Origin of the sequence: Mycobacterium sp. (assembly GCF_052144515.1) — a bacterium.
Classification (GTDB): domain Bacteria; phylum Actinomycetota; class Actinomycetes; order Mycobacteriales; family Mycobacteriaceae; genus Mycobacterium.
This window is the reverse complement of sequence record NZ_JBKQQD010000186.1, coordinates 12,044-33,049: the sequence shown is the minus strand read 5'-3', so window position 1 is coordinate 33,049 and position 21,006 is coordinate 12,044. Positions and strand designations below refer to the sequence as shown.

The 21,006-nt window shown below is 67.0% G+C and carries 20 protein-coding genes and 3 pseudogenes; 12 read left to right on the top strand and 11 right to left on the bottom strand.

The window, feature by feature from the left end; translation table 11 throughout:
- From fadE29 to ACLP9N_RS12865, 3 genes and pseudogenes are all read right to left on the bottom strand, one after another.
- A pseudogene (gene fadE29 / locus ACLP9N_RS12875) lies at positions 1 to 485 on the bottom strand (acyl-CoA dehydrogenase FadE29); the annotation flags it as partial.
- Positions 470 to 1,501 carry an acyl-CoA dehydrogenase family protein gene (locus tag ACLP9N_RS12870; protein ID WP_442407771.1) on the bottom strand — a complete coding sequence of 344 codons (1,032 nt, stop codon included), beginning with the start codon at positions 1,499 to 1,501 and terminating at the stop codon, positions 470 to 472. The pseudogene fadE29 and the gene ACLP9N_RS12870, both read right to left, overlap by 16 nt.
- The gene (locus tag ACLP9N_RS12865) at positions 1,501 to 2,751 is read right to left on the bottom strand and encodes a cytochrome P450 (RefSeq protein ID WP_442407770.1); all 1,251 of its coding nucleotides are present in this window, start codon (positions 2,749 to 2,751) and stop codon (positions 1,501 to 1,503) included. Before ACLP9N_RS12865 ends, ACLP9N_RS12870 begins: the two co-directional genes overlap by 1 nt.
- 121 nt (positions 2,752 to 2,872) lie before the next feature.
- Between ACLP9N_RS12865 and ACLP9N_RS12860 the strand changes: the two genes are divergently transcribed.
- The 3 genes and pseudogenes from ACLP9N_RS12860 to ACLP9N_RS12850 all read left to right on the top strand — a co-directional run bounded on the left by ACLP9N_RS12860 (position 2,873) and on the right by ACLP9N_RS12850 (position 4,941).
- On the top strand, positions 2,873 to 4,033 hold the full coding sequence (locus ACLP9N_RS12860) for a steroid 3-ketoacyl-CoA thiolase (protein WP_442407769.1): 1,161 nt from the start codon (positions 2,873 to 2,875) through the stop codon (positions 4,031 to 4,033).
- Positions 4,034 to 4,036: 3 nt separating this feature from the next.
- Positions 4,037 to 4,423, top strand: a pseudogene (locus tag ACLP9N_RS12855) (hypothetical protein); the annotation flags it as partial.
- A gap of 71 nt (positions 4,424 to 4,494) precedes the next feature.
- On the top strand, positions 4,495 to 4,941 hold the full coding sequence (locus ACLP9N_RS12850) for a nitroreductase family deazaflavin-dependent oxidoreductase (RefSeq protein ID WP_442407768.1): 447 nt from the start codon (positions 4,495 to 4,497) through the stop codon (positions 4,939 to 4,941).
- An 84-nt stretch (positions 4,942 to 5,025) separates the two neighbouring features.
- Here the strand turns inward: ACLP9N_RS12850 and ACLP9N_RS12845 are convergent, their stop codons facing one another.
- Complete coding sequence (locus tag ACLP9N_RS12845) at positions 5,026 to 5,931, bottom strand: SDR family oxidoreductase (protein WP_442407767.1); 906 nt, start codon at positions 5,929 to 5,931, stop codon at positions 5,026 to 5,028.
- 14 nt (positions 5,932 to 5,945) lie between these two features.
- Entirely contained in the window at positions 5,946 to 6,731 is a 786-nt protein-coding gene (locus tag ACLP9N_RS12840; RefSeq protein WP_442407766.1) for an SDR family oxidoreductase, read from the bottom strand.
- 56 nt (positions 6,732 to 6,787) lie between these two features.
- Here ACLP9N_RS12840 and echA20 point away from each other — a divergent pair, with 56 nt between their 5' ends.
- Genes echA20 through ipdC form a run of 4 tightly spaced genes read left to right on the top strand, consistent with a single transcriptional unit; the run spans position 6,788 to position 10,225 of the window.
- On the top strand, positions 6,788 to 7,540 hold the full coding sequence (echA20, locus tag ACLP9N_RS12835) for a (7aS)-7a-methyl-1,5-dioxo-2,3,5,6,7,7a-hexahydro-1H-indene-carboxyl-CoA hydrolase (protein WP_442407765.1): 753 nt from the start codon (positions 6,788 to 6,790) through the stop codon (positions 7,538 to 7,540).
- Positions 7,537 to 8,421, top strand: coding sequence for a cholesterol ring-cleaving hydrolase subunit IpdA (gene ipdA, locus ACLP9N_RS12830; protein ID WP_442407764.1), 885 nt, complete (start codon positions 7,537 to 7,539; stop codon positions 8,419 to 8,421). The genes echA20 and ipdA overlap by 4 nt, the downstream gene beginning before the upstream one ends.
- Entirely contained in the window at positions 8,418 to 9,161 is a 744-nt protein-coding gene (ipdB, locus tag ACLP9N_RS12825) for a cholesterol ring-cleaving hydrolase subunit IpdB (protein ID WP_442407763.1), read from the top strand. The genes ipdA and ipdB overlap by 4 nt, the downstream gene beginning before the upstream one ends.
- Positions 9,158 to 10,225 (top strand): (3aS,4S,5R,7aS)-5-hydroxy-7a-methyl-1-oxo-octahydro-1H-indene-4-carboxyl-CoA dehydrogenase, encoded by a 1,068-nt coding sequence (ipdC, locus tag ACLP9N_RS12820; protein ID WP_442407762.1) that lies wholly within the window; start codon positions 9,158 to 9,160, stop codon positions 10,223 to 10,225. The genes ipdB and ipdC overlap by 4 nt, the downstream gene beginning before the upstream one ends.
- 84 nt (positions 10,226 to 10,309) lie before the next feature.
- Here ipdC and fadA6 read toward each other — a convergent pair whose 3' ends face one another.
- The 5 genes from fadA6 to ipdE1 form a co-directional block, all read right to left on the bottom strand.
- Positions 10,310 to 11,470, bottom strand: coding sequence for a steroid 3-ketoacyl-CoA thiolase FadA6 (gene fadA6, locus ACLP9N_RS12815; protein WP_442407761.1), 1,161 nt, complete (start codon positions 11,468 to 11,470; stop codon positions 10,310 to 10,312).
- 3 nt (positions 11,471 to 11,473) lie between these two features.
- Entirely contained in the window at positions 11,474 to 12,076 is a 603-nt protein-coding gene (gene kstR2 / locus ACLP9N_RS12810; RefSeq protein ID WP_442407760.1) for a TetR family transcriptional regulator KstR2, read from the bottom strand.
- Between the two features lie 44 nt (positions 12,077 to 12,120).
- Positions 12,121 to 12,438 carry a hypothetical protein gene (locus tag ACLP9N_RS12805; RefSeq protein WP_442407759.1) on the bottom strand — a complete coding sequence of 106 codons (318 nt, stop codon included), beginning with the start codon at positions 12,436 to 12,438 and terminating at the stop codon, positions 12,121 to 12,123.
- Positions 12,439 to 12,537: 99 nt separating this feature from the next.
- Positions 12,538 to 13,326 carry a (5R,7aS)-5-hydroxy-7a-methyl-1-oxo-2,3,5,6,7,7a-hexahydro-1H-indene-carboxyl-CoA reductase gene (ipdF, locus tag ACLP9N_RS12800; protein ID WP_442407758.1) on the bottom strand — a complete coding sequence of 263 codons (789 nt, stop codon included), beginning with the start codon at positions 13,324 to 13,326 and terminating at the stop codon, positions 12,538 to 12,540.
- Positions 13,323 to 14,471, bottom strand: a complete 1,149-nt coding sequence (gene ipdE1 / locus ACLP9N_RS12795) for an acyl-CoA dehydrogenase IpdE1 (protein ID WP_442407757.1) — start codon at positions 14,469 to 14,471, stop codon at positions 13,323 to 13,325. Before ipdE1 ends, ipdF begins: the two co-directional genes overlap by 4 nt.
- A gap of 104 nt (positions 14,472 to 14,575) precedes the next feature.
- Between ipdE1 and fadD3 the strand changes: the two genes are divergently transcribed.
- From fadD3 to ACLP9N_RS12770, 5 genes are read left to right on the top strand one after another with little or no spacing between them, the layout of a single operon-like run.
- A complete protein-coding gene (gene fadD3 / locus ACLP9N_RS12790) occupies positions 14,576 to 16,120 on the top strand; it encodes a 3-((3aS,4S,7aS)-7a-methyl-1,5-dioxo-octahydro-1H-inden-4-yl)propanoate--CoA ligase FadD3 (RefSeq protein ID WP_442407756.1) in 1,545 nt (514 codons plus the stop codon).
- Complete coding sequence (locus tag ACLP9N_RS12785) at positions 16,121 to 17,254, top strand: acyl-CoA dehydrogenase family protein (protein ID WP_442407755.1); 1,134 nt, start codon at positions 16,121 to 16,123, stop codon at positions 17,252 to 17,254.
- On the top strand, positions 17,251 to 18,192 hold the full coding sequence (locus ACLP9N_RS12780; protein WP_442407754.1) for an acyl-CoA dehydrogenase family protein: 942 nt from the start codon (positions 17,251 to 17,253) through the stop codon (positions 18,190 to 18,192). Before ACLP9N_RS12785 ends, ACLP9N_RS12780 begins: the two co-directional genes overlap by 4 nt.
- The gene (ipdE2, locus tag ACLP9N_RS12775) at positions 18,189 to 19,148 is read left to right on the top strand and encodes an acyl-CoA dehydrogenase IpdE2 (RefSeq protein ID WP_442407753.1); all 960 of its coding nucleotides are present in this window, start codon (positions 18,189 to 18,191) and stop codon (positions 19,146 to 19,148) included. The genes ACLP9N_RS12780 and ipdE2 overlap by 4 nt, the downstream gene beginning before the upstream one ends.
- Positions 19,145 to 20,311 carry a pyridoxal phosphate-dependent aminotransferase gene (locus ACLP9N_RS12770; protein ID WP_442407752.1) on the top strand — a complete coding sequence of 389 codons (1,167 nt, stop codon included), beginning with the start codon at positions 19,145 to 19,147 and terminating at the stop codon, positions 20,309 to 20,311. Before ipdE2 ends, ACLP9N_RS12770 begins: the two co-directional genes overlap by 4 nt.
- On the opposite strand, the pseudogene ACLP9N_RS12765 reads toward ACLP9N_RS12770, so the two are convergent.
- A pseudogene (locus ACLP9N_RS12765) lies at positions 20,276 to 20,952 on the bottom strand (arylamine N-acetyltransferase family protein); the annotation flags it as partial. The gene ACLP9N_RS12770 and the pseudogene ACLP9N_RS12765 overlap by 36 nt on opposite strands.
- Between the last annotated feature and the right edge of the window lie 54 nt (positions 20,953 to 21,006).

The following is a 21,006-nucleotide window of genomic DNA, read 5'->3' as shown; positions in this document are numbered from 1 at the left end:
TCGTGGGCCCCGGTGGTGAAGATCTTCTGGCCGTTGACAATGTACTCGTCGCCGTGCCGCACGGCCGTGGTCCGCAACGACGCCAGGTCGGTCCCCGCCTCCGGCTCGGTGTAGCCGATCGCGAAATGCACCTCACCGGCCAGGATCGCGGGCAGGAACTTCTTCTTCTGCATCTCACTGCCGAACACCTGCAGCGTGGGCCCCACGGTCTGCAGGGTGACGGCGGGCAGCGGCACATCGGCCCGATGCGCCTCGTTGACGAAGATCTGCTGCTCGATCGGGCCGAAGCCCAGGCCGCCGAACTCCTTTGGCCACCCGACGCCGAGCTTGCCGTCCTGGCCCATCCGCCGGATCACCGCGCGGTAGGCGGCGTTGTGGCGGTCCTGCTCCATCGCCTTTACCTCGTCGGACGAGATGAGGTTCGAAAAGTATTGGCGTAGCTCGGCTTGCAGCTGCCGCTGCTCCGGCGTCAGGTCGATGAACATTGCGCTCCCACCAGGTCGAGACGATGCGATGGCCCGCCCAGCAGCCGGGTCAGGTCTTTGATCGTGGAGTAGTACCGGTGCATCGGGTAGGTGATGTCCATGCCCATGCCGCCGTGCAAGTGGTGGCAGAGCTGCATCACCGGCGGGGCCTGCGACGTTATCCAGTACCCGAGGACGTCCAGGTCGCTATCGGCATCAGCGGCCTTCAGGCCTTCCTCAGACAGAAGCCAGATCACCGACTTGGCCGCTAAATCGATTGTGCGCGAAGCGATGTAGACCTCGGCGAGCTGGGCTGCGACGGTCTGGAAGGTCGACAACGGTTTGCCGAACTGCTTGCGGTTGGCCACGTAGTCGGCAGTCAGACGAAGCGCCCCGGCCACCAGCCCGTCGGCGAACGCGCCGACCCCCGCCACCGCCAGCTGGTTTACCCGATGCGGCTCCGCGCCCGCCAGCACGTCGGAATCGGGAACCGCCACGTCACTGAACGTCACCGTGTACTCGTCCGATCCGTTCGACGTCGGCGTCGCGACCACCTGCACACCGTCGGCCTTGGGCGAAACCGCGACGACGGCGCCGTCGGCCGTCACGATGAGCCAATCCGCTTGTTCGGCATATGCGACACCGACTTTGGTGCCTGACAGCCGCCCGCCGGCGAAACTGGTTGCGGGCCGGTCAGGTAACGCCGTGCCGGGCTCGTTGAGCGCCGCGGTCAACACCCCACCCTTGGCGACTGAAGCCAGGAACCGGTCCTGCTGTTCGTCGGAAGCCAAGTCGACCAACGGCACCACGCCGAAGCCCAGTGTGGCCAGTGCCGGCGTGATGGCGCCGTGGCGGCCCACTTCGGTCAGCACGGTCGCGACCTCGGGCAGACCCACACCGTCACCGCCCAGGCGTTCGGGCACCGGCAGTGCGGTCACGCCTCCGCTGACGAGCGCGTCCCAAGTCAAATCCCGTTCCAGCACAGACGTGACAACGTCGGCGACAGCTTGTTGTGTCGCAGTGAGATCGAAATCCATCAGTGGGCCACCGGGGTCTTACCGGTGTAGTCGACCTGCCAGTGCTTGATGCCGTTGAGCCAGCCCGACCGCAATCGCTCGGGCTCGCCGACCGGCTTGAGGTCCGGCATGTGATCGGCGACCGCGTTGAAGATGAGATTGATGGTCATGCGGGCCAGGTTCGCGCCGATGCAGTAGTGGGCGCCGGTGCCGCCGAAGCCGACGTGCGGATTCGGGTCGCGCAAGATGTTGAAGGAGTGCGGGTCTTCGAAGACCTCTTCGTCGAAGTTGGCCGACCGGTAGGACATCACCACCCGCTGGCCCTTCTTGATCAGCACGCCGCCCAATTCGACGTCCTCGTTGGCGGTGCGCTGAAACGCCGATACCGGGGTGGCCCAGCGGATGATCTCGTCGGCCGTGGTCGACGGGCGCTCCTTCTTGAACAGTTCCCACTGATCCGGGTTGTTCGCGAACGCGATCATGCCGTGGGTGATCGAGTTGCGGGTGGTCTCGTTGCCCGCCACCGCGAGCATGATCACGAAGAAGCCGAACTCGTCGTCGGAGAGCTTCTCCCCGTCGATGTCGGCCTGGATGAGCGTGGTGACGATGTCGTCGGTGGGGTTCTTACCCCGCTCCTCGGCCATCGCCATGGCGTACGTGATCAGTTCCATCGACGATTGCGCGGGATCGACGTCGGCGTACTCGGGGTCGGTGCCGCCCGTCATCTCGTTGGACCAGCGGAAGAGCTTGTCACGATCCTCCTGGGGAACACCCAACAGGCCTGCGATGGCTTGCAGCGGCAGCTCGCATGACACCTGTTCGACGAAGTCACCGGAGCCGTCCGCCGCCGCGGCTTTGGCGATGTTCTGCGCGCGTTGGGCGAGTTCCTCCTCCAGGCGCCCGATGGCCCGTGGCGTGAACCCGCGGGAAATGATTTTGCGCAGCCGGGTGTGGTGCGGTGCGTCCATGTTCAGCATGACGCTGCGCTGCAGCTCGACCTGCTCGCGCTTCATCTCCGGCGGCCAGGTCGGGATTGCGCCGTTCTGCCAGCTGGAGAAGACGTCGCTGCGGCGCGATATCTCCTTGACGTCCGCGTGCTTGGAAACGATCCAATAACCCTTGTCCTCGAAGCCGCCCGTGCCGCCTGGGATGTCGACCCAGTGAATGGGCTCCGTCTTACGCAGCTCGGCGAGCTCCGCGACGGGCAGCCCAGCGAGGTTGATGTCGGGGTCCAGGAAGTCGAAGTCGGCGGGAATGTTGGGGGGTGCCATAGCTATGCGCTCCTCAATTGCAACGTGTTCTAGTGCCAGTAAAACACGGCTCTTGCGCAGATAAAAGGCAGGTCACCATCCTCGCTTGTCAGAGTAATGAAACGTGTTCTAGCCTGACGGAATGGGTAACCCGGTAATCGTTGAAGCCACTCGCAGCCCGATCGGCAAGCGCAATGGCTTGCTGTCAGGCTTGCACGCGACGGAGTTGTTGGGCGGGGTGCAAAGGGCACTGGTCAACAAGGCCGGTATCGACGCCGGTGACGTCGAACAGCTGATCGGCGGCTGCGTGACCCAGTACGCCGAGCAGTCCAACAACATCACCCGGACCGCCTGGCTGACCGCGGGTTTGCCCGAGCAGGCCGGCGCCACCACCGTCGACTGCCAGTGCGGCAGCGGCCAGCAGGCCAACCACCTGATCGCCGGGCTGATCGCCATCGGCGCGATCGACGTCGGCATCGCCTGCGGCATCGAGGCGATGAGCCGGGTGGGGCTCGGTGCCAACGCGGGTCCGGACCGCAATTGGCGCGCCGAATCCTGGGACATCGACCTGCCCAACCAGTTCGAGGCGGCCGAGCGGATCGCGAAGCGACGCGGCATCACCCGCGAAGACATCGACGCGCTCGGATTCGAGTCTCAGCTACACGCCAAGCGGGCCTGGGACGAGGGCCGTTTCGACCGAGAAATTTCGCCGATCGAGGCGCCGGTGCTCGACGAGCAGAAACAGCCCACCAGCGAGCGCCACATGGTGTCCCGCGACCAGGGTCTGCGCGACACCACAGTGGAGGGCTTGAGCCAGCTGAAGCCGGTCATCGAGGGCGGGATCCACACCGCCGGCACGTCATCGCAGATCTCCGACGGCGCGGCGGCGGTGTTGTGGATGGATGAGTCCGTGGCACGTGCGCAAGGCTTGACCCCGCGGGCCCGGATCGTCAGCCAGGCCCTGGTCGGCGCCGAGCCCTACTACCACCTGGACGGCCCGGTGCAGTCGACAGCCAAGGTGCTGGAGAAAGCCGGCATGAAGATGGGCGACATCGACATCGTCGAGATCAACGAGGCGTTCGCTTCGGTGGTGCTGTCCTGGGCGCGGGTACACGAGCCCGACATGGCCCGGGTCAACGTCAACGGCGGCGCGATCGCACTCGGCCACCCGGTGGGCTGCACCGGCAGCCGGCTGTTCACCACCGCGCTGCACGAGCTGGAGCGTGCCGATCAGAGCACGGCGCTGATCACCATGTGCGCCGGCGGGGCCCTGTCGACCGGCACCATCATCGAGCGCATCTGAGCTTTGATCGTTTCCGACGAGAGCCGCATCGCGGCGGCGCAGGCGTACATCGATGCGCTGATCAGCCACGACGGCGACGCCGTTCCGTTCGCGACCGGGTGCACCCGCATCGAACAGGGCGTCAAGAACGGGTTCTCCGGAAATCATCTGCGGCGCAGCCTCGATCGCGGACCCCAGTACCGGTTCCTGGCCCACACGACGCCGCCGCACTACCGCGTTGTGGGTGACGAGGTGCATGCGGCGTACGACGTGCTGACCAAGGCTTCGTTGGCCGGCCGGCGGGTCGGCGGGCGGGTTAGGGAGACGTTCGTGATCCCCGCCGAAAGCCCCAGCGGGAGAGCCGAGATCCATCACATCAGGGTCCGCTTCACACCGTTCATTCAGCGCCGCCCGGCGACGATGCAGCCCGCGGAGCGCGGTGAGGAGAAGCCGGGCAATCAAGACTTTCCGCCGGGATTCAGATGAAAAAGCCGCGCGCTCTGAATTCGCCCTGGTTCACCTTCTTTCTGAAATGGCTGGGACGCGCCAACACGTGGATCTATCAGCGCACCAACGGAAAACTCGGCGGCACGATGCAGAAGAGTCCCGTCGCGCTGCTGACCACCACCGGACGCAAAACCGGCCAGCGCCGGGTTAGCCCGCTGCTCTACCTGCGCGAGGGCGACCGCGTCATTCTGGGCGCCTCCCGCGTGGGCAGCGATAAACACCCACTGTGGTACCTCAACCTGAAGGCCAATCCCGAAGTGTCCGTGCAGATCAAAGACGAAGTGCTGCAATTGCGTGCGCGCGACGCGACGGCCGAGGAGCGTACGGAGTACTGGCCGAAGCTGGTGGCCATGTACCCCAACTTCGAGGACTACCAGTCCTGGACCGATCGGGAGATTCCGATCGTGATCTGCGATCCGTAACGCCGAGCGCCGTGCCTCATCGAGCGTGTAACCACGGCGAGAAAATCGCCAAAATCTCGCCCTAGGTTCACGTTCGGCGCACGACTAAGCCCCGTAGACCGGGACCGGCGGCCGCGCCTTGGCCAGCAGGTCGGCGACTACGGGCCCCAGCTCGGCCGGATCCCACCTGGCGCCCTTATCGACCTGCGGGCCGTGTGCCCAGCCCTCGGCGACGCGGATCTTGCCACCCTCGACCTCGAACACCTGCCCGGTGACATCGCGTGATTGGCTGCTGCCCAGCCAAACCACCAGTGGCGAAACGTTTTCCGGCGCCATGGCGTCGAAATCGTCGTCCTGCGTGGCCATCATCTCGGCGAAGGCAGTCTCGGTCATGCGGGTGCGCGCCGACGGTGCGATGGCGTTGACGGTCACGCCGTACCGGCCCATCTCGGCGGCGGCGACGAGCGTCATCGCCGCGATGCCGGCCTTGGCGGCGCTGTAGTTGCCCTGCCCGACACTGCCCTGCAGGCCCGCACCGGAACTGGTGTTGATGATCCGTGCGTCAACGGCTTTGCCCTCCTTGGACAGCCCACGCCAATACGACGCGGCGTGGCGCATCGTCGCGAAGTGGCCCTTGAGGTGCACGGCGATGACGGCGTCGAACTCCTCTTCGCTGGTGTTGGCCATCATCCGGTCCCGCACGATGCCGGCGTTGTTCACCAAAACGTCGAGGCCACCGAAAGTCTCGACAGCGGTCTGGACGAGGCCGGCAGCTTGGTTCCAGTCCGCGATGTTGGCTCCGTTTGCGACGGCTTCGCCACCGGCCGCGGTGATTTCGTCGACCACGCCCTGTGCTGCGCTGCCACCGCCCGCTGGCGAGCCGTCCAGCCCCACACCGATGTCGTTGACCACGACGCGCGCCCCTTCGGCCGCGAAGGCCAGCGCGTGCGCGCGACCAATACCGCCGCCCGCTCCGGTGACGATGACGACACGGCCGTCAACCACACCCATAACTCTTGTCTCCTTTATTTGATCGCACTCGCGTTTGTGGTGGCCAGATAATGCGGCGGCTCGCCGCCGCCGTGTACCTCCAACGAGGCGCCGCTGATGTAGGACGCCGCATCCGAGGCCAAAAACGCTGCGGCCCAACCGACGTCCTCCGGCTTGGCCAGCCGGCCCAGTGGCACGTCCTTGGAGATCGCGGCGATCGATTCGGCGTCGCCGTAGAACAGGTCGGCCTGTTCGGTTTCGACCATGCCGACCACGCACGCGTTTACCCGCACCTTGGGCCCCCATTCCACCGCCAGCGTCTGCGTGAGGCTCTCCAGACCGGCCTTGGCCGCCCCGTACGCGCCGGTGCCCGGGGACGGCCGCCGGCCACTGAGGCTGCAGATGTTGACGATCGACCCGCCCGTTGGCTGGTCCTGCATCTTGTCGTTGGCGCACTGCGAAACCAACAGCGCACCAATGAGATTGAGCTCAATGATCTTGCGGTTGAACTTCGGGCTGGACTCCGCGGTCAGCACATACGGCGACCCGCCGGCGTTGTTGACGACGACGTCGAGCCGGCCGTGTGTGTCGACGATGGCGTCGATCAACGACTTGACGGCCTCTTCGTCGCGGACGTCGCAGGAGTGGAATTCGTAGGGCAGGCCCTCGACCGCGCGCCGGGCGCAGGTCACCACGGTCGCGCCTTGTTCGGCGAAAACCGAACTGATACCGGCACCCACCCCTCGAACACCGCCGGTGACCAGAACCACCCGTCCGGCCAATCCCAATTTGATGGCGCCGTCTCCTTCGGGGCGAGTCACTGTGCTAGCGTACCAAGCAAGTGCTTGCTTAGGTAGCCGCCCCCACAGGAAGTGCCATGACGATCACCTCCACTGTCACCGAGCCGGGCATAGTCGCGGTCGCCGTCGACTACCCGCCCGTCAATGCCATCCCGTCGCGCGGCTGGTTCGAGCTCGCCGACGCCATCACGGCCGCCGGCGCTGATCGCACTACCCACGCGGTGATCCTGCGGGCCGAGGGCCGCGGCTTCAACGCCGGGGTGGACATCAAAGAGATGCAGCGCACCCAAGCTTCTCAGGGATACACCGCACTTATCGACGCCAACCGCGGCTGCTTCGCCGCGTTCCGCGCGGTCTACGAGTGCGCCGTCCCGGTGATCGCGGCGGTCAACGGATTCTGCGTGGGCGGCGGCATCGGGCTAGTCGGCAACTCCGATGTCATCGTCGCCTCCGACGACGCCACCTTCGGGCTGCCGGAGGTGGAGCGCGGCGCGCTGGGCGCGGCGACCCATTTGTCCAGGCTGGTCCCGCAGCACATGATGCGGCGGCTGTTCTTCACCGCGGCGACCGTGGACGCCGCCACCCTGCACCACTTCGGCTCGGTGCACGAAGTGGTGCCCCGCGACCAACTCGACGAGGCGGCATTGCGGGTGGCCCGCGACATCGCCGCCAAGGACACCCGCGTCATCCGGGCCGCCAAGGAAGCACTGAATCTCATCGACGTGCAACGAGTCAACTCGAGTTACCGCATGGAGCAAGGCTTTACCTTCGAGCTCAACCTCGCTGGGGTGTCCGACGAGCACCGCGACGCATTTGTGAAGAAGCCATGAGCGATAAACGGAGCACACTGGATGACGCCGTCGCGGGGCTGCGTAGCGGCATGACCATCGGCATCGGCGGCTGGGGATCGCGGCGCAAGCCGATGGCCTTCGTGCGTGCCATGTTGCGCACGGACGTCACGGATTTGACCGTGGTCACCTACGGCGGACCCGACCTGGGATTGCTGTGCTCGGCCGGCAAGGTCAAGCGCGTCTACTACGGGTTCGTCTCGCTGGACTCGCCGCCCTTCTACGACCCGTGGTTCGCCAAGGCCCGCACCAGCGGGGCGATCGAAGCGCGGGAGATGGACGAGGGCATGCTGCGCTGCGGGTTGCAGGCGGCGGCGCAGCGGCTGCCGTTTCTACCCATCCGCGCGGGACTGGGCAGTTCGGTGCCGGACTTCTGGGAGGGCGAACTGGCCACCGTCACCAGCCCCTATACGGCACCCGGCGGCGGACACGAGACGCTGATCGCGATGCCGGCGCTGCGCCTGGACGCCGCGTTTGTGCACCTGAATCTCGCCGACAGCCAAGGCAATGCCGCATACACCGGCATCGACCCCTACTTCGACGACCTGTTCCTGATGGCCGCCGAGAAGCGCTACCTGTCTGTCGAGCGCATCGTATCCACCCAGGAGCTGATCAAGGCGGTGCCGCCGCAGGCCCTGCTGGTGAACCGAATGATGGTCGACGCGGTGGTGGAAGCCCCCGGTGGTGCCCACTTCACCACCGCAGCACCGGATTACGGCCGTGACGAGAAGTTCCAGCGGCACTACGCCGACGCGGCCTCGACGGAAGAGGGCTGGCAGGGCTTCGTGCAGACCTATCTTTCGGGCAGCGAAGACGACTACCAGGCGGCAGTGAAAGCCTTCCAGGAAGAGGCATCCAAGTGAGCAGCCGAGCCGAAGTATGCGCGGTCGCCTGCGCCGAATTGTTCCGGGAGGCAGGCGAAATCATGGTCAGCCCGATGACCAACATGGCGTCGGTCGGTGCCCGGCTGGCGCGTTTGACCTTCTCCCCCGACATCTTGCTGACCGACGGCGAAGCGCAACTGCTCGCCGACACCCCGGCGCTAGGTGCGTCGGGAGCCGTCGAGGGCTGGATGCCGTTCGGCCGCGTCTTCGAGACGCTGGCCTGGGGGCGACGCCACGTGGTGATGGGCGCCAATCAGGTTGACCGCTATGGCAATCAGAACATCTCGGCGTTCGGGCCCCTGCAGCACCCGACCCGGCAGATGTTCGGCCTCCGCGGCGCGCCCGGCAACGCGATCAACCACGCCACCAGCTACTGGGTCGGTACCCACTCCAAGCGGGTGTTCTGCGAGGCGGTCGACGTGGTGTGCGGCATCGGCTGGGACAAGGTGGCCGCCGACAACCCCGCGTTCCGGTTCGCCAACACGTATCGGGTGGTGTCCAACCTCGGCGTGTTCGACTTCGGCGGCCCGGAGCGGACGATGCGGGCCCTGACCCTGCACCCCGGGGTGTCGCCCGATGAGGTCCGCGAAGCCACCTCATTCGAGGTGCATGGCCTCGACGATGCCGACGAGACCCGGCTGCCGACCGACGGCGAACTGCGCCTGATCCGCGAGGTCATCGACCCGAAGGCGCTGCGGGACAGAGAGATCCGGTCATGAAATTGCGCACGCCGCTGACCGAACTGGTCGGCGTCGAGCATCCGGTGGTGCAAACCGGGATGGGCTGGGTCGCCGGTGCCCGCCTGGTGTCGGCCACCGCCAACGCGGGCGGGCTGGGCATCCTGGCCTCGGCCACCATGACCCTGGACGAGTTGGCGACGGCCATCGGCAAGGTCAAGGCCGCCACCGACAAGCCGTTCGGCGTGAACATCCGCGCCGACGCCGCCGACGCGGGCGACCGCGTCGAGCTGATGATCCGCGAGGGTGTGAAGGTGGCATCGTTCGCGCTGGCGCCCAAACAGGAGCTGATTACCCGGCTGAAAGAGGCTGGGGCGGAGGTCATCCCGTCGATCGGCGCGGCCAACCACGCGCGCAAGGTCGCGGCCTGGGGTGCCGACGCGATGATCGTGCAGGGCGGCGAGGGCGGCGGACACACCGGACCCGTCGCCACGACGCTGCTATTGCCGTCGGTGCTGGATGCCGTGAAGGACAGCGGCATTCCGGTGATCGCGGCGGGCGGATTCTTCGACGGGCGCGGGTTGGCCGCGGCGTTGTCCTACGGCGCTGCCGGCGTAGCCATGGGCACGCGGTTCCTGCTCACCTCGGACTCCACTGTGCCCGATGCGGTCAAAAGGCGCTATCTCGATGCGGCGCTGGACGGCACAGTGGTGACCACCCGGGTCGACGGCATGCCGCACCGCGTGCTGCGCACCGAGCTGGTCGAGAAGCTGGAAAGCGGTTCGCCGGTGCGCGGTTTCACCGCGGCGGTGCGTAATGCGGGAAAGTTCAAGCAGATGTCGCAGATGACCTGGCGGTCGATGATCAACGACGGCCTGGCGATGCGCCACGGTAAGGAACTGACCTGGTCGCAAGTCCTGATGGCGGCCAACACCCCGATGCTGCTGAAAGCCGGTCTGGTCGAAGGCAATACGGAGGCCGGGGTGCTGGCGTCCGGCCAGGTGGCCGGCATCCTCGACGACCTGCCGTCGTGCGCCGAGCTGATCGAATCGATCGTGAGTGACGCGATCAAGCATCTTCAGGCGGCGTCCGCGTTTGTGGAGTAGCCGGTTACGTTCGGCGAGCGTGCGCAGTTGTACGTGAACTGCGGCGTGTCGGCGTACAGACACGCACGCTCGGCGTAAAAAAAGCTAGAGGCGCTCGATGATGGTGACGTTGGCGGTGCCGCCGCCCTCGCACATCGTCTGCAGCCCGTAGCGGCCGCCGATGCGTTCCAGCTCGTTGAGGATGGTGGTGAATAGCTTGGCTCCGGTGGCGCCCAGCGGGTGACCCAGCGCGATCGCGCCGCCGTTGGGGTTGACCTTCTCCGGGTCGGCCTTGATCTCCTTGAGCCAGGCCAAAACTACCGGAGCGAACGCCTCGTTGATCTCGACGGTGTCGATGTCGCCGATGGAAAGCCCGGTCTTCTCCATTGCGTAGCGGGTGGCCGGGATGGGTCCGGTGAGCATGAATACCGGGTCGGCGGCGCGCGCACTGATGTGGTGAATGCGGGCACGCGGGGTGAGCTTGTGGTCTTTGACGGCCTGCTCGGACGCCAGCAGCACCGCACTTGCGCCGTCGGAGATCTGACTGGCCATCGCCGCCGTCAGCCTGCCGCCCTCGACAAGCGTCTTAAGGCCGGCCATCTTCTCCAGCGACGACTCGCGCGGGCCCTCGTCCACCCGGAACGGACCGGATTCGGTTTCCACAGTGATGATTTCGTTGTCGAAATGGCCGCCACGGATCGCCGCGAACGCGCGCTCGTGACTGGTCAGCGCGTAGCGCTCCATCTCTTCACGCGACAGGTTCCACTTCTCGGCGATCAGCTCCGAGCCGCGGAACTGTGAGATCTCCTGATCCCCGTAGCGGTGCAACCACTGCTTGGACTCGTTGGTCGGCGAGGTGAACCCAAACTGCTCGCCGACCGTCATCGCCGACGAGATCGGGATCTGACTCATGTTCTGCACGCCGCCGGCCACGATCAGGTCGGCGGTGCCCGCCATGATTGCCTGCGCGCCAAAGGAAATCGCCTGCTGGCTGGAACCACACTGCCGATCCACGGTGACGCCGGGAACCTCTTCGGGGTACCCGGCGGCCAGCCACGAGAGTCGGGCGATGTTGCCCGCCTGGGCCCCGATCGCATCCACGCAACCGGCGATCACGTCGTCAACGGCGGCGGGGTCGACGTCGACCCGGTCGAGCAATCCGCGCCACCCCAGGGCACCCAGGTCGACGGGATGGATCCCGGCCAGTGCGCCGCCGCGCTTGCCAACCGCGGTACGCACAGCGTCAATGACGTACGCCTCGGTCATGTTTCAGACTCCTTCTTTGGTAATGCCGCCAAGAACGATGGCGAGATATTGCCGGCCCACCTGCTCCGCGGTGAGCGGCCCGCCGGGCTGATACCAGCGCACCGACACCCAGGTGGTGTCACGAATGAAACGGTAGACCAGGTCGACGTCGAGGTCGGGCCGGAAGTAGCCCTCGTCGATGCCCTGATTGATCACCTCGACCCACATCTTGCGTTGTTGGCGGTTCATGTCCTCGATGTAAGCGAACCGCGGCTGCGACAACAGACGTTGGGCTTCGTCCTGATAGATGACGACCTGCGCATGCCGACGCTCGATCGCCTCGAACGACGCCATGAACAGCCCCTTGAGCCGCTCTAACGGATTGGCTTCGCTGTCCACGATTTCGCGGTAGCGGGCGAACAGCCAATCCAGGAAACTGCGCAAGAGCTCGTCGACCATCTCCTCCTTGGAGGAGAAATGGTGGTACAGACTGCCCGACAGAATGCCGGCACCGTCGGCAATATCGCGCACCGTGGTGGCACGCAGTCCACGCTCGGCGAACATGGTCGCGGCGAGCTCCAGCAGCTCGTCTCGCCGGCTATTTGCCGGACCGGTCACTCGGTCCACCCGACCAGACTATCAACCAAGCGCTTGCTCGGCTAGCTGAGGCCTCAGCGCAATGCAACCGCCGGTGGGCTCTGCCTGACATCGGCCTTCCCCGACACGAAGGCGGTCACGGGGCCCGCCTTCGAGGCGCCCGATCGGGTGTGGGCGACCAGCACGAAGGTGGTCTGCCCCGAGAACAGCACCTCGAGGTGATAGGGGTCGAACAGGGTGATCTTGATGCCGCTGATGTCCGGCGTGCCCCACTTCGCGGTCCCGTCCCCGTACGCGAGCGGCTGCTGGCCCGGCGGCGGCGGCTGTCCCCCTACCCCGGATTGCCAGGGGGTGTTGGGACCCCAGGAATGCGAGTCGGGCCCGTCGGTCACAGCAGCCCCCTATAACGCCAGCAATCGTGCATGTGATTTCCCCCGTCGAAGCTGGTCGAAATTGTGAGCACGCCGCGGGGGTGCGCTAGTCACCAATTTTCACGGGTGCTGGCTGGATACCGAGATGACCTCTCCGGTGAGGTAGCTGGAGTAGTCGCTGGCCAGAAACGCGATGGTGGCCGCCACTTCCCAGGGCTCGGCGGCACGCCCGAATGCCTCGTCGGCGGACAGTCGGTCGAGCAGCTCGGCCGAGGTGGTCTTGTCCAGGAACTTGTGCCGCGCGATGCTGGGTGACACCGCGTTGATCCGCACCCCGTACTCGGCGGCTTCTATTGCACTGCAACGGGTTAACGCCATGACCCCGGCTTTGGCGGCGGCATAGTGCGATTGCGAGTGCTGGGCCCGCCAGCCCAGCACGCTGGCGTTGTTGACGATCACCCCGCCGTGCGGCGCATCGCGGAAGTACCGCAGCGCCGCGCGGGTGGCCCGGAACACCGACGTCAGGGTCACGTCTAGGACGCGGTCCCACTCTTCGTCGGTCATGTCAGCCACCGGCGTCTGCCCGCCCAGGCCGGCGTTGTTGACCAGCACATCGATGCGTCCCATCCGGGCGGTAGCCGACTGGATCAGCACGTCGACCTGCGCGGTGGACGTCACGTCGCACACCACGCTTTCGACCCGGCCCTGTCCCAGCGCGGACAGTTCGGCGGCGGACTCCCCCAGCCGCCGCTCGTGGTGGTCGGAGATGACGACGTCGGCGCCCTCGGCCAGGGCACGGCGCGCGGTGGCCGAACCGATTCCGGTGCCCGCGGCCGCGGTCACCACGACCACCTTGCCGTCCAGAAGTCCGTGTCCGGCAATCTCTTTGGGCGCTACCGACAGCGTCACCCCTTCACCTCCCTGGGCAAGCCGAGCACCCGCTCGGCGATGATGTTGCGCTGGATCTCGTTGGACCCGCCGTAAATGGTGTCGGCGCGGGTGAACAGGTACAGCCGTTGCCATTCGTCGAATTCACCATCGGACATGGCCATCCCGGGCTTGCCGATCACGTCCATCGCCAGTTCACCCAGACTGCGATGCCAATTGGCCCACAACAGTTTCGACACGTTGTCCTGGCCCGGCTGCTCAACGTCCATGGTGGCCAGCGCGTACGACCGCATCGCCCGCAAGCCGGTCCAGGCCCGGGTCAGGCGCTCGCGGATGAACGGGTCTTCGGCCGCGCCGGTGCGCTGCGCGAGCTCGGCCAGGTTGGAAAGCTCGCGGGCATAGACGATCTGCTGTCCCAGCGTCGAGACGCCGCGCTCGAAGGTCAGCGTTCCCATCGCGACCCGCCAGCCGTCGCCCGGTTCGCCGACCACCAGGTTGGCGTCGGTGCGGGCGTCGTCGAAGAACACCTCGTTGAACTCCGCGGTACCGGTGATCTGGACGATCGGCCGGACCTGCACGCCCGGTTGGTCCAGCGGCACAAGGAGATACGACAACCCGGCATGCCGTTTGGAGCCCTTCTCGGTGCGCGCGACCACGAAGCACCACTGCGCCAGGTGCGCCAGTGACGTCCACACCTTCTGGCCGTTGATCACCCATTGGTCGCCGTCGAGTTCCGCGGTGGTCGAGACGTTGGCCAGGTCGCTGCCGGCACCGGGCTCCGAATATCCCTGGCACCACAGCTCGGTGACATCGAGGATGCGGGGCAGGAAGCGCTGCTGCTGCTCGGGGGTGCCGAACGCGATCAGCGTGGGACCCAGCAACTCCTCGCCGAAGTGGTTGACCTTGTCCGGCGCGTCGGCACGCGCGTACTCCTCGTAGAACGCCACCCGGTGCGCGGTCGAAAACCCGCGCCCGCCGTGCTCGGCCGGCCACCCCAGGCAGGTCAGTCCGGCTTTGGCGAGGTGCTGATTCCACGCCCGGCGTTCTTCGAACGCCTCATGCTCGCGCCCGGGTCCGCCAAGGCCCTTGAGTGCTGCGAATTCGCCGACCAGATTGTCGGCGAGCCAACCACGGACCTCCGCCCGGAACTCCTCGACGTCCTGCATGCCCTGTAGGCTAACCTACCAAGCACTTGCTTTGTTGGCCCGGGCGACGATGCGCGCGGCGCAGCCGCGTGAGGAGGAGCCGGGCGATCGAAATAGGAGCATCGATGACCAACGATCCGCGCACCGTGCCCGCGGCGCTGGATCGGTTCGCAAGTCAGCTCCCCGACCAGGACGCGCTGATCACCGACGACCGATCGTTCACGGCGGCCGCCCTGCGCGACGAGGTACACCGGGCGGCGGCGGCGCTGATCACACTCGGCGTGCAGCCCGGAGACCGGGTGGCCATCTGGTCGCCGAACACCTGGCATTGGGTGGTGGCGTGCCTGGCGATCCACCACGCCGGTGCCGCGATGGTGCCGCTGAACACCCGTTACACCGCGACGGAAGCCAGCGACATCCTGGCCCGCACTCATGCGCCGGTGCTGTTCGCGATGGGTCGGTTCCTCGGCAACGATCGGGTAGCCGACCTGGACCGCGAAGCTCTACCCGCGCTGCGGCACATCGTGCGAATACCGATCGACGAGGAAGACGGCACCTGGGACGAGTTCATCGAGCGCGGCTCCGACCCGGAAGGCACAGCCGCGGTCGTCACCCGCGCCGCCGCGGTCACCCCCGACGACGTCAGCGACATTCTGTTCACCTCGGGCACCACCGGCCGCAGCAAAGGTGTGCTCTGCGCACACCGGCAATCGCTGTCGGGCTCGGCGTCGTGGGCCGCCAACGGCAAGATCACCAGCGACGACCGCTACCTGTGCATCAACCCGTTCTTCCACAACTTCGGCTACAAGGCCGGCATCCTGGCCTGCCTGCAGACCGGCGCGACGCTGATCCCGCACCTGACGTTCGATCCGCTGCGCACGCTGCAGGCGATCGAGCAACACCGCATCACCGTGCTGCCCGGGCCGCCGACCATCTACCAGACGCTGCTCGACCACCCCGCGCGCCGCGACTACGACCTCAGCTCGCTGCGGTTCGCGGTGACCGGGGCGGCCACCGTGCCGGTGGTGCTGGTGGAACGCATGCAGTCCGAACTCGACATCGACATCGTGTTGACGGCTTACGGGCTGACCGAGGCCAACGGCATGGGAACCATGTGTCGCGCCGACGACGACGCGGTGACCGTCGCCACCACGTGCGGGCGTCCGTTCGCCGACTTCGAACTGCGCATTAATGGAGCCGGCGGCGGGGAATCGGGAGAGGTGTTGCTGCGTGGGCCCAACGTCATGCTGGGCTACCTCGACGATCCGGAGGCGACAGCCGCCGCCATCGACGCCGACGGCTGGCTGCACACCGGCGACATCGGTGCCGTCGACGAGCGCGGGAACCTGCGCATCACCGGCCGCCTCAAGGACATGTACATCTGCGGCGGATTCAACGTCTACCCGGCCGAGGTCGAGCAGGTGCTGGCCCGGATGGACGGCGTGGCCGACGCGGCGGTGATCGGAGTTCCCGATGCGCGTCTGGGCGAGGTTGGCCGGGCGTTCGTGGTGACGCGGCCCGGCTCGGAACTGGACGAGGAATCGGTGATCGCCTACACCCGTGAACATTTGGCGAACTTCAAGGCACCGAGGTCGGTGCGGTTCGTCGAGGCGTTGCCGCGCAATGCGGGCGGCAAGGTCGTCAAACCACAACTGCGGGAGCTGGCCTAAATGGACCTAGCACTGGACGAAGGGACGTTGGCCTTTCAGGCCGAGGTGCGGGAGTTTCTCTCGGCCAACGTCGAGTCGATACCGACGAAGTCCTACGACAACGCGGACGGCTTTGCGCAGCACCGGCATTGGGACCGGGTGTTGTTCGACGCGGGCCTGTCGGTGATCACCTGGCCGAAGAAGTACGGGGGCCGCGACGCACCACTGCTGCACTGGGTGGTGTTCGAGGAGGAGTACTTCCGCGCCGGAGCGCCGGGCCGGGCCAGCGCCAACGGCACCTCGATGCTGGCCCCGACGCTGTTCGCCCATGGCACCGAGGAGCAGCTGGACCGGATTCTGCCGAAAATGGCCAGCGGCGAACAGATTTGGGCCCAGGCCTGGTCGGAGCCGGAATCCGGCAGTGACCTCGCGTCGCTACGGTCCACCGCGACCAAGACCGAGGGCGGATGGCTGCTCAACGGCCAGAAGATCTGGAGTTCGCGGGCCCCGTTCGCCGAAATGGGATTCGGGCTGTTCCGATCCGACCCCGCGGCCGAGCGGCATCACGGCCTCACGTACTTCATGTTCGACCTGAAGGCCGGGGGCGTCACGGTGCGGCCCATCGTTCAGCTAGGCGGTGACACCGGTTTCGGTGAGATCTTCCTCGACGATGTCTTCGTCCCCGACGAGGACGTGATCGGCACCCCGAACGATGGTTGGCGGGCAGCGATGAGCACGTCGAGCAACGAACGCGGCATGTCGCTGCGCAGCCCGGCCCGCTTCCTCGCTGCCGCGGAGCGCCTGGTGGCGTTGTGGAAGGACCGCGGCTCACCCGATGCGTTTGCCGACCGGGTCGCCGGCGCATGGATCAACGCGCAGGCCTACCGATTGCAGACCTTCGCCACGGTGACCAGGCTGGCCGGCGGCGGGGAGTTGGGTGCGGAATCGTCGGTGACCAAGGTGTTTTGGTCCGACCTGGACGTGGATATCCATCAGACCGCGCTCGACCTGCTGGGCGCCGACGGGGAGCTGGCCGGCGCGTGGACCGACGGCCTGCTGTTCGCCCTGGGCGGCCCGATCTACGCCGGCACCAACGAAATTCAGCGCAATATCATCTCGGAACGGCTGCTGGGTCTGCCCAGAGAAAAGAAGTGACCGTGGAATTTGCACTCGACGAACAGCAGCGCGACTTCGCCGCGAGCATCGACGCGGCGCTGGGCGCAGCGGACCTGCCCGGCGCGGTCCGTGCGTGGTCGGCGGGCGATGTCGCGCCCGGCCGTAAGGTGTGGGAGCAGCTGGCCAACCTCGGCGTCACCGCCCTGGCCGTGCCGGAGAAGTTCGACGGCTTGGACGCCGACCCGGTTGACCTGGTGGTCGCGCTGGAACGTCTCGGCCGCTGGTGCGTGCCCGGCCCGGTGGCCGAATCCATTGCCGTCGCACCGGTTTTGCTGGCCGGTGACGATCGGAGCGGTGGCCTGGCTTCCGGCGAGCTGATCGCCACCGTCGCGCTGCCGCCGCATACGCCGCGCGCTGTTGATGCCGACACCGCCGGGCTGGTACTGCTGGCCACGGAGGACGGAGTCACCGAGGCCGCCCCGGGTGAAGAGCACGAGTCCGTCGATCCCAGCCGCCGGCTGTTCGACGTCACGCCAACCGGCGACGCGTGGCAAGCAGACATTCAGCGGGCCTGCGAGTTCGGCGCGCTGGCCACCGCCGCGCAGTTGGTGGGCGCCGCCGGGGCGCTGCGAGACGCCGCCGTCGACTACGCCAAGCAGCGCATGCAGTTCGGCCGGATCATCGGCTCGTATCAGGCGATCAAGCACAAGCTCGCCGACGTGCACATCGCGATCGAATTAGCCCGCCCGTTGGTGTACGGCGCGGCCCTGTCGCTGGAGCCCCGCGACGTGAGCGCGGCCAAGGCGGCCGCATCAGAGGCGGGCCTGCTGGCGGCGCGCTCGGCCTTGCAGACGCACGGGGCGATCGGGTTCACCCAGGAGCATGACCTTTCCCTGCTGCTGCTGCGCGTGCAAGCATTGCGGTCGGCGTGGGGTACTCCCGAGGCGCATCGGCGGCGAGTGTTGGAGGTGCTATGAGTGAAGAACGGGAGCTGCTGCGGGAAACCGTCGCTGCGCTGGTGGCCAAGCACGCGAGCCCGGCGGCGGTGCGAGCGGCGATGGAATCCGACCGCGGCTACGACGAGTCGCTGTGGCAGTTGTTGTGCGAGCAAGTCGGCGCCGCTGCGCTGATGATACCCGAGGAGCTGGGCGGCGCGGGCGGCGAACTGGCCGACGCCGCAACGGTTTTGCAGGAGCTAGGCAGGGCGCTGGTGCCCTCCCCACTGCTGGGCACCACGCTGGCCGAGCTGGCGCTGCTGGCCGCGCCCGAGCCGGACGCCCAGACGTTGGAAAGCCTCGCCGAGGGAAGCTCGATCGGTGCGCTGGTCCTGGATGCCGACTATGTCGTCAACGGTGACATCGCCGATGTCGTCGTCGCCGCCCCGGACGGCCCAGGCGGCCGGCTCAGCAGGTGGACCCGATTCACCGCGCAGCCCGTCGCCACCATGGACCCCACCCGCCGACTGGCGCGGGTGCGGCCCAAAGAGACCGAGGCGATCGGCGCCGACCCCGGAATCGCCGACACCGCGGCCATCCTGCTGGCGGCCGAGCAGATCGGCGCCGCCGAACGGTGCCTGGAACTGACCGTCGAATACGCCAAGAGCCGAGTGCAATTCGGCCGGCCGATCGGCAGCTTTCAGGCGCTCAAGCATCGAATGGCCGACCTGTATGTCGCCGTTGCCGCGGCCCGCGCCGTCGTCGCCGACGCGTGCGTCGACCCCACCCCCGCCAACGCCGCCACCGCGCGCCTGGCCGCCACCGAGACGCTGAGTATCGTGGCGGCCGAGGGCATCCAGCTGCACGGCGGCATCGCGATCACCTGGGAACACGACATGCACTTGTATTTCAAGCGGGCACACGGCAGCGCGCAACTGCTCGACGCGCCACGAGAGTTGCTGCGGCGACTGGAAGCAGAGGTGCTTCCCACGCCGTGACCGATCGTGTCGCCCTGCGCGCCGGCATCCCACCGTTCTATGTGATGGATGTCTGGCTGGCCGCCGCCGAACGCCAACGCAGCCACGGCGATTTGGTAAACCTGTCGGCGGGCCAGCCCAGCGTGGGCGCACCCGAGCCGGTGCGGGCGGCCGCCGCCGCGGCCCTGCACCTCAACGAGCTGGGTTACACGGTGGCACTGGGCATCCCGGAGTTGCGCGCCGCGATCGCGGCGGATTACCGGCGCACGCACGGCATCGACGTCGACACCAACGCGGTGGTGGTCACCACGGGCTCCTCAGGCGGGTTCCTGCTCGCGTTTCTGGCGTGCTTCGACGTGGGCGATCGGGTGGCGCTGGCCAGTCCCGGCTACCCGTGCTATCGAAACATTCTGTCGGCGTTGGGGTGTGAGGTGGTCGAGATCGCCTGCGGACCGCAGACCCGCTTCCAGCCCACCGCGCAGATGCTCGCCGAACTGGACCCGCCGGTGCAGGGCGTGATCGTCGCCAGCCCGGCCAATCCGACCGGGACGGTCATACCGCCGGCGGAGTTGGCCGCGATCGCCTCCTGGTGTGACGCGTCCGGAGTGCGGCTGATCAGCGACGAGGTTTACCACGGCTTGGTCTACGAGGGTGCGCCACGGACCAGCTGCGCCTGGCAGACATCGCGAAACGCGTTGGTGGTCAACAGCTTCTCGAAGTATTACGCGATGACGGGCTGGCGGCTTGGGTGGCTGCTAGTGCCGCCGGAGCTGCGCCGAGCGGTGGAATGCCTCACCGGCAACTTCACCATCTGCCCGCCGGTGCTGTCACAGATCGCCGCGGTGGCGGCCTTCACCCCGGAGGCGACCGCCGAGGCCGACGGCAACCTGCGGCACTACTCGGTCAACCGCTCGCTGCTGCTCGACGGGCTGCGCGGCATCGGTGTCGACCGGCTCGCGCCCACCGACGGCGCGTTCTACGTCTACGCCGACGTCTCGGACTTCACCACCGACTCACTCGCTTTCTGCTCAAAGCTGTTGTCCGACAAAGGCGTTGCTATCGCACCGGGCATCGACTTCGACACCGAGCGCGGCGGCTCGTTCGTCCGGCTGTCGTTCGCCGGACCAACAAGCGACATCGAGGAGGCCCTACGGCGAATCGGGCCCTGGCTGCCGGGTCGATAGGTCACTGACCTGCCCGGTCGATGCGTGCCTCGAGCGCGCTGCGCTCGCCCGTATCGGCGACGTTGATACCGAACCGGTCACTCAGGGTGTCGACGACCGCGGCCGCGTCGGCAAGGAGAACCTTCTCCGTAGCGTCGGCGCGGTGGATGGCCAGATTCCGGCCGGCCAGGTTCCACCGGGCGTCCGGCGTGACCCACGCGCCCATCAGGTTGGTCACGAAACGCGACGACGGATGGGTCGAGACATACCAGCTGCCCACCTTCAGGTCGATGTCCGGCTGGGTCCGCATGCCGAACTCGTAGAGCGACTGCCACTGGCCACGCAGCTGAGCCTGCAAGACCAGCCCGTCGTCACGGTCTTCCAAACGGTATGGTTCGTGCGTTGTCTGCTGGACGCCGCCGGCTTCCAGGCGGATCGGTGAGGTCGGCGTCTGACCGCCGAACCCCACGTCGACGAGATAAGACCCCTGCGAACCCGGGAAGGTCACCGCCAACACGGTGTGCGTCTGTGCCGGCTCCGGCGAGTCCGGCGGCACCATCCACACCACGCGCCCGGCCAATCGCCGCACCCGAAACCCCGAGTTCTGCCAGCACGTAGCCCATCAGCCCGTTGTGCGCGTAGCAGTAGCCACCGCGGTGCGAACCAGGAAGCGATCGGCAGGACGCTGCTGAAGGCGTTCGACGATCGCGACGCGC

Coding starts and splice junctions, on each gene's coding strand:
- ACLP9N_RS12870 (WP_442407771.1), bottom strand. CDS start 1,501: ATGGATTTCGATCTCACTGCGACACAACAAGCTGTCGCCGACGTTGTC.
- ACLP9N_RS12865 (WP_442407770.1), bottom strand. CDS start 2,751: ATGGCACCCCCCAACATTCCCGCCGACTTCGACTTCCTGGACCCCGAC.
- ACLP9N_RS12860 (WP_442407769.1), top strand. CDS start 2,873: ATGGGTAACCCGGTAATCGTTGAAGCCACTCGCAGCCCGATCGGCAAG.
- ACLP9N_RS12850 (WP_442407768.1), top strand. CDS start 4,495: ATGAAAAAGCCGCGCGCTCTGAATTCGCCCTGGTTCACCTTCTTTCTG.
- ACLP9N_RS12845 (WP_442407767.1), bottom strand. CDS start 5,931: ATGGGTGTGGTTGACGGCCGTGTCGTCATCGTCACCGGAGCGGGCGGC.
- echA20 (WP_442407765.1), top strand. CDS start 6,788: ATGACGATCACCTCCACTGTCACCGAGCCGGGCATAGTCGCGGTCGCC.
- ipdA (WP_442407764.1), top strand. CDS start 7,537: ATGAGCGATAAACGGAGCACACTGGATGACGCCGTCGCGGGGCTGCGT.
- ipdC (WP_442407762.1), top strand. CDS start 9,158: ATGAAATTGCGCACGCCGCTGACCGAACTGGTCGGCGTCGAGCATCCG.
- fadA6 (WP_442407761.1), bottom strand. CDS start 11,470: ATGACCGAGGCGTACGTCATTGACGCTGTGCGTACCGCGGTTGGCAAG.
- ipdE1 (WP_442407757.1), bottom strand. CDS start 14,471: ATGCAGGACGTCGAGGAGTTCCGGGCGGAGGTCCGTGGTTGGCTCGCC.
- fadD3 (WP_442407756.1), top strand. CDS start 14,576: ATGACCAACGATCCGCGCACCGTGCCCGCGGCGCTGGATCGGTTCGCA.
- ACLP9N_RS12785 (WP_442407755.1), top strand. CDS start 16,121: ATGGACCTAGCACTGGACGAAGGGACGTTGGCCTTTCAGGCCGAGGTG.
- ipdE2 (WP_442407753.1), top strand. CDS start 18,189: ATGAGTGAAGAACGGGAGCTGCTGCGGGAAACCGTCGCTGCGCTGGTG.